Source organism: Rhizobacter sp. P2_H3, assembly GCF_056403355.1.
The window spans coordinates 1-951 of sequence record NZ_JBFUFQ010000513.1 but is presented as its reverse complement, the minus strand read 5'-3'; the positions used below and the strand labels follow the sequence as shown (position 1 = coordinate 951).

Sequence of the window (951 nt, the reverse complement as noted above, 5' to 3'; positions counted from 1 at the left end):
GTAGCTCTGCAGTTCGTAGGGCTTCGTCACGGCCCGATCCGCTGACAGGAAGCGCCCGAGGGCCGCGTCGTACATGCGGCCGTTCATGTGCGTGAGCCCGATGTCGTCGAGCTGCTCATGGCCGGTGAAGCCGCGGTCGGTGCCGCTGTTCAACGAGGGGCTCCAGTCGATCACCAGCGCGCCGGCGGCGTCGTGGTTGCCGCTCGAGAAACGGCGCTTGCCGAACGGGTCGTAGGCGTTGCGGGCCGTCAGGTCGCCGTTGTGGTCGGTCGTCGCTGCGATGCTGCCCAGGTGATCCTTGTGCCAGTACTCCAGCTTCACCGCGCTCAGGCTCGACTGCACGGCTGGTGCGGTCTGCGCGGCGCCGAGCGTGGGCAACGCTCCCGTGCTCACCAGCACCCCGAGGCTCTGGCCGCCAGCGCTCAGGTAGTGGCGGTTGCTCGTGACCGCCGGGTTCGCGGCACTCGGGCTGGTCGGCGCATTGACCTCGCTCTCGAAGGCCAAGCCTCCGGTGTTGTCCGAGTGCAGGTACCAAGTGGTTCGGGTGCCCGCGTTGGTGCCGCTCGGGATGGTCCGCACTTCGCGGATGCGGGCATGGTCTTCGTCGTAGCTCCACACGTAACTCGGACCGCCTGCAGGCCCTTGCACACCGGCTTGGCTGTCCGGCAGGTTGAAGCCGGTGTACGTGATCCCGCGGTACTTACCCGCCGTCGCGCTGGCGATGTTGCCGTTCGCATCGAAGCCGTAGGTGTTGGCCGCGGCTCCTTCGATGCTCTTCACCGCATGCGGCCGCACTGCATTGGCGCCCTGTGCGTTGTAGCTGTACACCCCGACATCGCTCTTGTAGAGGATGCTGCCCAGCGCGTTGTATTGCAGGCTCACCGTGCGCACGAGGCCGTTGATCGCAGGAGCCGCCACCGTGTAGCGCTGCAGCCGGCCCAACGCGTCGTG

General features: G+C 67.3%; 1 protein-coding gene. It reads right to left on the bottom strand.

Features of this window, described 5'->3' with window-relative positions; all coding sequences use genetic code 11:
• The coding region (locus AC1D1T_RS32745; RefSeq protein ID WP_477993525.1) for an RHS repeat-associated core domain-containing protein at positions 1 to 951 on the bottom strand (951 nt) is incomplete at both ends.